The organism is Bacillus sp. 7884-1, from assembly GCF_002272245.1.
GTDB lineage: Bacteria > Bacillota > Bacilli > Bacillales > Cytobacillaceae > Neobacillus.
Window position 1 is genome coordinate 1 of sequence record NZ_NPDD01000303.1, and the last position, 9,403, is coordinate 9,403.

6 protein-coding genes are annotated in these 9,403 nt (G+C 38.1%); 5 read left to right on the top strand and 1 reads right to left on the bottom strand.

The features are described 5' to 3' along the window. Window positions 1-82: 82 nt before the first annotated feature. Window positions 83-3,787 carry a polysaccharide deacetylase family protein gene (locus CHI06_RS28610; RefSeq protein ID WP_095252017.1) on the bottom strand — a complete coding sequence of 1,235 codons (3,705 nt, stop codon included), beginning with the start codon at window positions 3,785-3,787 and terminating at the stop codon, window positions 83-85. Window positions 3,788-4,248: 461 nt separating this feature from the next. Here CHI06_RS28610 and CHI06_RS30150 point away from each other — a divergent pair, with 461 nt between their 5' ends. From CHI06_RS30150 to ltrA, 5 genes are all read left to right on the top strand, one after another. Next, complete coding sequence (locus CHI06_RS30150) at window positions 4,249-4,542, top strand: DUF6932 family protein (RefSeq protein ID WP_373558177.1); 294 nt, start codon at window positions 4,249-4,251, stop codon at window positions 4,540-4,542. A 67-nt stretch (window positions 4,543-4,609) separates the two neighbouring features. After that, window positions 4,610-4,960 carry a DUF3224 domain-containing protein gene (locus CHI06_RS28615; RefSeq protein ID WP_257009509.1) on the top strand — a complete coding sequence of 117 codons (351 nt, stop codon included), beginning with the start codon at window positions 4,610-4,612 and terminating at the stop codon, window positions 4,958-4,960. 137 nt (window positions 4,961-5,097) lie between these two features. Next, window positions 5,098-5,298: a hypothetical protein gene (locus CHI06_RS28620; RefSeq protein ID WP_095252019.1), complete on the top strand. Its 201-nt coding sequence runs from the start codon at window positions 5,098-5,100 to the stop codon at window positions 5,296-5,298. A 101-nt stretch (window positions 5,299-5,399) separates the two neighbouring features. After that, window positions 5,400-5,855, top strand: a complete 456-nt coding sequence (locus CHI06_RS28625) for an NUDIX domain-containing protein (protein ID WP_095252020.1) — start codon at window positions 5,400-5,402, stop codon at window positions 5,853-5,855. 1,643 nt (window positions 5,856-7,498) lie between these two features. Continuing rightward, window positions 7,499-9,265 carry a group II intron reverse transcriptase/maturase gene (ltrA, locus tag CHI06_RS28630; protein ID WP_095252021.1) on the top strand — a complete coding sequence of 589 codons (1,767 nt, stop codon included), beginning with the start codon at window positions 7,499-7,501 and terminating at the stop codon, window positions 9,263-9,265. Window positions 9,266-9,403: the final 138 nt, after the last annotated feature.

The following is a 9,403-nucleotide window of genomic DNA, read 5'->3' on the forward strand; positions in this document are numbered from 1 at the left end:
TTCTAGAATGGGTTTTGTCCCAGCCTCTTTTTCTCATAGAAAAGGTCTTCCCCAAATGGGAAAGACCTGTGTGAAGATTCTATTATGCAGATTCTTTAACCTTCGTAATAGAGGTTTCCTGAGTGACATTACCATTTCGTTTTAGTTTATTCCAACCAACAGTTACTCCCTTTACGGCCGAGAGGATGGATTTGATCACTATATAAGTCATAAGCTGTTTGTACAAGATTCGTTGTAGAAACAATGAACCTAGTGGTTTAGGACTTTCTTTCTCCAATCGGAATGCATAGAGAGAAGTAAAGAAGTCCAGCAAGTAAAAAAGAATAAATCCAATCGCTGCCTTTTTAGGGTGCGGGCTAAAAAGGGCTATAATGAACAATATATCAGCAATAGGAGATATGGTTTGATAAAAATATTGGAAAAGCCACATGTTTGGAAGGCCGATATAGCCCAATGATTTGTGTTTTTTATTGAATAAAGCCTGTCGATGCTTCCATAGGCATTGTAAAGTACCATAAACCCATCGGTAACGCTGCTTTGCCAGACTATTAATATCTTCCGGAACTTCTGTATAGGCATAAGCCTTTTCTTCAAATTCAATCTTTTTTCCATTGCGTAAAAGGGTGAGCGTGATATCGGTATCTTCTGCCAGTGTATCCCCTTGAAAGTATCCTGCTTCTTCTACCGCGGTCTTTTTCCATGCACCGATTGCTCCTGGTACAACCGTAATGCAATTGAGTGTGGCAAAGGCCCTTCTCTCTAGATTAAAGCCTGTTACATATTCGATATGCTGCCAGTTCGTAAGGAGATTCCCCTTATTGCCGACCTTTACATTACCTGAAACAGCCGCAACATTTTCATCTTTAAAGTGGCTAATAAGCAATGAGATGGCATTTTCAGCGATGAGTGTATCAGCATCAAGAGCCACCACGATTTCCCCGTTTGCCTCTTTAAAACCAAGGTTAACAGCGGAAGATTTACCCCCATTAGTTTTTTTTATTAATCTGATGAGAGGCTGGTTTTCATACGTTTCTTGAACCACAATAGCCGTATCATCCTTTGATCCATCGTCGATAATTAGTATTTCAAAAGCTGGGTAATCGCTCGATAAAATTGAATCAATTGTTTTGCAAATGACTTTTTCCTCGTTATAAGCCGCAATCACAACACTGACAAAAGGGGTAAATCCAGGATCTACCTTGGTTTCTTTATACCTTTTTACCTGCATTCTTGAAAGGAATATTAAGATAACCAGCCGCAAAATCCCGATAAGGATAGCGGAGTAGAACAGGAAGCTTAATCCTTCGCGCCAGCCTTGTATGACCATGAACACAGCCTTGTCATAGACCAAATAAGGGTTGTCCTGGTCAGTTTCGGGCATGATTTGACTATTACTTTTTCCAATGAGATTAGCAACGGTGGAAAAAGTATAGCCACGTTTTTTCAATTCCTTGATAAGAAAAGGCAGGGCCTTTACAGTATTGGAGCGGTCACCGCCAGAATCATGCAGCAAAATGACATTTCCTTCCGGCAGTTGGTCAAGTACCTGATTCACAATTTCCTCACTAGAATGTCCTTGCCAATCCTCAGAATCTATTAATTCTCCGACCATGGTATAACCTAACTTCTGAGCTTGTATCATAGGTAGCAGTTCGCCGATCGAGTTCGGATCGGCATCGGCCATATATGGCGGGCGGAACAGGGTCGTCGAATGGCCAGTAATACCTTGAAATAAACGCTGATTGGCATTTAGCTCTAAAGTCGTTTGAAATGGTGTGATGGATTCCATATCTGGATGGGTAAAGGTATGGTTGCCAATTTCATGGCCTTCTTTATGCATCCTTTTAACAAGTTCTGGATGTAGCATCGCATTCTCTCCAACGATAAAAAAGGTCCCTTTTATGTGATTCTTGTTCAAAATGTCCAATATTTGTGGTGTATAGGCTGGGTCAGGACCATCATCAAAGGATAGGACGACTTCCTTATTTTTCGATTTACCATACCGAGCCACCACAAAAGGTTTTGGTAATTTGTTATAGGTTTCGTTTTGAATCATTTCATGTGCATCTAATTGAATGGTTCGTTTCCCATTTTCTGATTGAGAAACCATTTTTAAAATTTCTCCAGCCCCTTTATAGTGCACAGTCTCAGGACTGACGATGGTTTTAAGGGCATTGGATGGGTTGTCCAATTCCTTTGGTTTATTAATGAAATTCCAGATAGAAGGATCTTCGGAACCGAGTCGCCAAATTGCTATTCCGCTTGAACCCCTCTCTTTTCCTAACTTCATTTGATTGTAAAATGTCGCAGCATCTAAAAACCACACAGTATGGTTTTTATCGTTTCGTTTGTAGCGTACATAAGGGTTGCCTGCTTGTTTATTCCAATAGATTTGGAGGTTCGTCCCAATTCCAAATTCCATGATATCTCCGAACGTCATTGCATTTGCAGGCTGATTGGAGTTGTCTTCCCAGTCGTAACCGTAGTTTCCCAAACCTAGAATCAATTTTTCGGAAGGAATATGGATCTGGCTTAAACTTTCTATTACCCAATCAGTTGGAGCTACAGGTCCAGGTTTACTCATGGAGTGGTGCTGGTCATATAGCATGACAATCATACGATCTACATTCGTTGCCAGAGAAGCATAGTCATAACTATTGTCATTTGGCGGGACATCCATTGTCACTATGAGACCTTGTTGATGGAATGCTTCATACACCTTATCCATAAAATCAGTGAAATTCGCTGTATCGTTTGGATGGATTTCTTCAAAGTCTATGTTGATACCGTCAAAGTCATTGGTTTTCACATAATCCAACATATTTTGAATAAAAAGATCTTCTGCGCCTTGAGTAGTAAATAACCGGTGTAGAGTCTCGCCATCCCATTTATTATTAATATAGTTATTCACTAATGGAAGAATCTTTATATCATTTGCTTTTGCCTCTGAAATGATAGACTTTTCCGTGCTGGCTTTAAGGGTAAGGTCAGTTGTTAACTGCAGCCACTCCGGTACTAATGTTGTAATAGAATCGCTATTTTTTTTGAAAGAAGTTTTGCTGTTTTCATCCCAATTGACGTAAAAACCATAGACTTCTTGTTTGTTCGCCTTTTGTGTTTTTACCGCATCCTCATTTTCCTGTATAACAGGCGAAGGATTCGTTTTTTGAATCTGGGAAGCAAGCTCTTCTTCAGTGAAACGTGTATTAACCGGCTCGATTGCGCTTTCTGCTGTGCTCTCGTTCAATTGCAGCTCAGGAAATACTGGATTTGTATTTAGGCTTTCAATAAAAAAGGTCGATACCAACACAATTAAAATCGTAAAGCCTGCGCTCATTCGTTTAATGATGGACCAGCGTCTATTGGCAGGATCAAGAAAAACATGTTCCTGATTTCGTTCCCTTTTTTTCAGACCTAAATTGTAGAACCAGTGGAAGAAAAAATAGCAGACAAGACCAATTAAGCCTCCAAATGCCCCTGATACAATGATTTGTGAAGATTGTATATTATTTTTTAAGGTAGAAAATAACCAATAATCTTCTAAAATACTTAAATCCAGGATAGGTAAATGACGAAGGTTGGGAATAAAAATCGTCATCAACGTGCCAAGGAATAAGGCGATGATATTAAGTCGAAAGAAAAGTGAAAAAGCTAGCAATAATGGAATTCTTAGATTTTCTAAAGGTAAAAAGGCCAGAAAAAAACCAAGTGTACTTGCAACTGCTCCAGCAGTCCCCGTAACAGGTGCAAACAATGATTTAACAATCCACCTAAAAATTCGATCCATTTTAAACGCCTCCCTCTAGGTGTAATGGCGAAGAATATTTTAATAGATTAATTAGAAACTATAGGAACGTTAACTGGAAGTTATCCTAGGTGTAGTACATTTTTCGACAAAATATGACTAACATAAAAAAATTAGGTAATTGTTTTAAGGTTTTGGGGGTGGATTAAAAAATTTTAAAAATTTTTTTATGGAAATTTAGGTGAATGAGAGGGAAAATAAAAACCTCATTTATATAATGTATGGTGACCCCTATCACAAGTGATAGTAAAGTGAAAGTTTGAATTAACTATATAGTCTTGAATATGTTTAAACAAAGTATAAGATTGTTAACATTATTTGGATATTCTATAATTAAGTCAATTTAATAAGCGAATTTCTGGAGTTGAATATTAAATATGACTAACAACACTGTTTTATCAATACCCGCTTTTGTAAAATAAAATCTTCCTCCAGGAATACACCTGACGACTTGGGAAGAGTTTAAAGCTAAGTATGGTAAAAATTATAAAAGAAATTTACAACTTGATGGCTTGGAGAGGGCTATTGAAGAATTTAAAAAAGCTGGAAGTACGAAAATTTTCATAGATGGTAGCTTTGTAACTGAAAAGAGAAATCCAGGAGATTATGATACCCTTTATGATATAGATGAAGTTGATGAAGATAAAATTGATAATCGATTAGTTGATGCTTCAATCTCTGGAAGAGAGGCACAAAAAAGGAACTATCAAGGAGAGTTTTTTCCCATTTTTAGTTGAATTACAATCTATTGATGCCAGTGGAGGTCCCTTAGCTGGGGAACATAATTTTTATAGAGGGGGAGATATTGTTGTAAGTAAGGCAAACGGAGGACCTAAACTAACAAAGGGGAACTTTGAAATGGATTATATCGGAGAACTTCAAGGTAAAGGTGAGTTACAAGAGTTAAAATGTTATATGACAGACGGTTCAGCCACAGTGTATGGCTTTGAACGAATTACAGGTAGTATTGGTGATAAAGTAGGGAGTTTTGTTTTGGAGCACGTTGGGAAATATGAAAATGGTGTACTCACATTCAAGAGGACTGTTGTACAAGGTTCTGGAACGGAAGAATTAACAGGTATATTAGGTGAAATAAATTTTGAGTCTGGAAGTGCTGAAGAGTTCAAAATCACTTTAAATTACTATTTTGAGTAAGAACTTCCTTTATTGTGCTAACGGTGGCGTTTGCGAAAGATCTGGGCTGTCATTTTGGCAGCTTTTCTTATTGAGCTAAAGGTGCAGGTTAGTTCAAGAAAAAAATGGTATTATGAAGCTATAAGGAGGTTATTTTTATGGTAATTCAAGATAATATGACTTCAAAAGCTATAACCGAGGTGTGGGAAGATACGGTTCAGATTTTTCAAAAAAACAATGTTCCAGTTACAAATGAGGCATTACAAGTATTAGTTACTGACAACTCACTACAAGTCTTATTAACTGAATTAAATAATGTAGTAGGTAGTTCCACCGCAACGTGTATAGAAGGTGGCTGACAAATGCCATATAGAAGGGAGTAGGTTACTCCTTTGATACATATTTGTATCAAGTAAGATTGAAGCACCTTTATAAAGAATTTTACCATACGGAGGTATGTATGAATTATTGTGAAAATATGAGAGAAATGGTTGGGAATTCCCCACTAATAATTGTTCGACCAAGTGTAGCTATCGTTAATCATTACGGAGAAATTTTATTAAGTAGATATTCAGGAGCAACTTGGGGGATTCCAGGTGGAATTTTGCAGTTAAATGAGTCAGTCGAAGAGTGTATTACACGAAATGTCTTTGAAGAAATAGGCGTAAAGATAAAGGCGTTAAAATTATTTGGTGTCTATTCAGGCAAGGAATTAATAAATCGTGTCGAGGAAAGTGGAGATGAGTATCAAACGGTTGCGATTGGTTATTTATGTACCGAGTACGAAGGAGAAATAACAACTGATAGTAACCAAAGAATAGAGGCACAATTTTTTGGATTAGATCATTTACCTGACGAGATTGACCCTTTTATTAAAAACGAGTTAATTGGGTTAAAAGGTCAACTTGAAAAATAAAACCCTCTTATTAAGACAAAGGGTGCATGCTTTAAAATAGAATTGCTTTTTGTTTGATCTACGTTGAAGATTGTGAAGTATTGTACTTAAAGTAACGGGTGCGTTGATCCAAGAAGGATTAACCACCTTTTTTTCTAGAATTCCTTATCAAACAAACGGGGCAGGATAGTTGTGCGAAATGTTTCTAGCTTAAATGGAGGATGGTCACATTTCTCTGGTAAAGGCTAGACAGTTCCTGTCGGAACTGAAGGATTATATCGAAGAATCAAATGATGGGGTAACGCCCTGAAGGGTTCTCTCTTAGTCGAATAGCACTGGATTTAGTTAGAATGATAGTGTTATAAGCTCGGCGAAAAGGCGTGAGAAGTTACCGTAACGGGTTAAGCTGACGAAAGCCTACCCGATGGGGTGGTGTAAATCATGATGCTTGAGTTGAATGAATATGGTGAGTATGCGAATAAACCTAAAAGAAATGGTTAAGCTGACGAACTTCTGAATGTACGGGTCTAGACCTGCGATACATAGAAATGTGTATATCACCAAATTGTGAGGTTAGATGTGGGTAAGTAAAAATAACTAATATGAAAATCCATGATACGTTACAGGCGTATGAATGCTAACAGGCTTACAGGAAGCACCTAAGTTCATTCTATAATAGATATAATTCAACGTTGTAAGCTGATAACGTGGAGGGCTTACTCCCGTAGAAGCGTTGGCAAGGAAAGCAATAATGACATTAGTTATTGTATAACTTGTCTTTATGTCAGTGAAAGTGGTGGCACAGTACCAATGAAAGGTCTAACCATCCTGGATGGATAGCCACTAGACTAATGAAGAATCATTTAATTATGCAAGGCAAATCTTTATCGGTTAATAAGGTTCATGTGAGACTAATAGAGGTTCACCTCCTACGGGAGGCACCGACTTATTGAAACGGAAGAATTGAGACACGGATGATGTTGTGAACTCAGAAGTGTTGATGATTAAATTGAATTGGATTAGTTGGAACGCCGTATGAGGTGAAAGTCTCATGTACGGTGTGAACAGGGGGGTGCGACAAGAAGCAACTTCTTCTGCACAAAGTCAGTGTCTCATCGAGACTATCCTGTTGCATAGGATATTCCCTTCCGAAACTGCATTATGAGTAATTATAGTGTGGGTTGCATGAGGAGAAGCCAAACCAAAAGCTCAGTGCCTGAGCAGATGGAGGCTAGGGAAAGAGTAGTATGGTTAACGATAAGTGAATCTTTATAAGCATCGTCATCGCAGTCGTTAGATAGGGCACTGTTATACTAACGTTTTATAGGTAGGGAAAGTATCTTCCCTCTAATACTTTCAATGCAACCCACAGACCTATCGGTGTATTGGAGGAACCTAACCTACTCACATCTGACAGAAGTTGAACTTGTTAAGTCCAATTGGGGTCCTAAACCTAGGTAAGCCAAGCGTAAGCGAGGCCCAATTCCCCAAGGGGATATAGGAGATTGGAAAAAGCAAATGCCACCATGTCGAAAGGCAACAGGAATCGGAAATAACTGGGTGGATAATGTCCTATGACAAAACCCGAAAGGGTGCTGAATTCCAATCGGTGTGCAACATGGGATAAAGCGTTGAAGAATAATTCCAAAGGGTGGTAACAGACGATGTACACTTCTATAAAGAAGTCCGCATTACCAGACATTACTGATTGGGATCGTATTAACTGGTTAAACATTAGTCAGTATGTAGAGAAATTTCAACAACGAATATACCATGCCGAACGTTTTGGGAAAATCCGCAAAGTAAGGGACTTACAAAGGCTACTTATGAAATGCCAAGCCGCATTACTGCTCTCAATACGTAGAGTTACCCAAATTAACAAAGGGAAACGGACTGCAGGGGTTGATGGATATAAAGCCTTGACTCCTTTTGAGAGAGTAGAACTCTACAATAAAATGAAAGATTTGAACATCAACTGTCATAGACCGAAACCAACTTATCGGACATATATCGAAAAAAAGAACGGTAAACTTAGACCTCTTGGAATACCAACCATGAAAGATAGAATCTATCAAAACATTGCTAGACTAGCACTTGAACCACAGTGGGAAGCCAAATTTGAACCAACCTCATATGGGTTCAGACCAAAAAGGAATTGTCACGATGCAATCGAAAGAATCTTCAATACTATTGGAAACAAAAAGAAATGGATTTTTGAAGGTGACTTCAAAGGTTGTTTCGACAATCTAAATCATGGCTATATTCTTGAACAAATAAAGGGATTCCCAGCCTTTAACGTGGTAGAAAAGTGGTTAAAAGCAGGCTTTGTGGACAACAAGGTATTTCATGTATCAGAAAATGGAACCCCTCAAGGGGGGATCATCTCACCACTTCTAGCTAATATTGCACTACATGGTTTAGAAAGTCTGCTCAATATTAGTTATAAAGAAGAAAAGAGAAAGGCTAAGGTATCTTTTGCTAATCAGACTAAGTATGCAGTGGCAAAATATGCAGATGACTTCGTCATCATGTGCGAATCTGAGGAAGAGGCTAACGATTTATATAATAAGCTAAAGCCTTATCTAACGACTAGAGGTTTAGAGTTAGCACTTGAAAAGACAAAAGTAACTCATATCGAAAATGGGTTTGATTTTTTAGGTTTTAATATAAGAAAATACAAAACTCACAATGGGAGCAAAGTCCTTATCAAACCTTCTAAGGATAGCATCAAGGCTGCTAAAAAGAAGATAACCGATAAAGCAAGACAGTTCTATGGAAAAAACGTGCAAGTACTTGTCAGCACACTTAATCCTATTATTATAGGTACGGCAAATTACTGGAGTCCAAGTGTCGCCAAAGAAGTCTTTTCCGAAATGGATTCTCACATTTGGAAAACCCAATATAAGTTTCTAAAGAGACTTCACCCTAAAAAGAGTGGAAGATGGATTAGTCAGAAGTATTACAAACCAGACAAAACTGGTCAAAGTAAGAGTAAGTGGATATTAACTGACCCTATAACCAATAACCAACTCAAAAGGATGTCATGGACTCCGATTGTAAGGCACGTCCAAATCAAATACGATTACAGCCCTTATAACAAAAACCTTAATGGATACTTTGAGAAACGTGATATTAAAGAGTTCGATAAAAATAATGTAGCATATAGGCAGAAGTTAGCTAAGAAGCAAAAATACAAATGCCCTTTATGTAGCCATTCAATTACAGATGGTTCTGAAGGATTAGAAACACATCACAAAATCCCTAGAGTTAAAGGCGGAAGTAATGAATATAAAAATTTAGAATTAGTTCACATTTCTTGTCACCTGGAATACCACAAGGTATTCCCAGCAAAGGGAGAAACTCCAAATGACATTCAACTTAGAAGTGGCAAGAAATATATCAAAGCAAAAAAACTATCAGGACTAATCTAACCCAGACTAGGATAAAGGCATGCTTGAGCCGTATGTTAGGAAACTAACACGTACGGTTCTTAGGGGGGACGGTGACTGAGAGGTCGCCCTCCTACCCGACAAAAGGGAGCGATAACTTCAAACCCTTACCTATCTGTA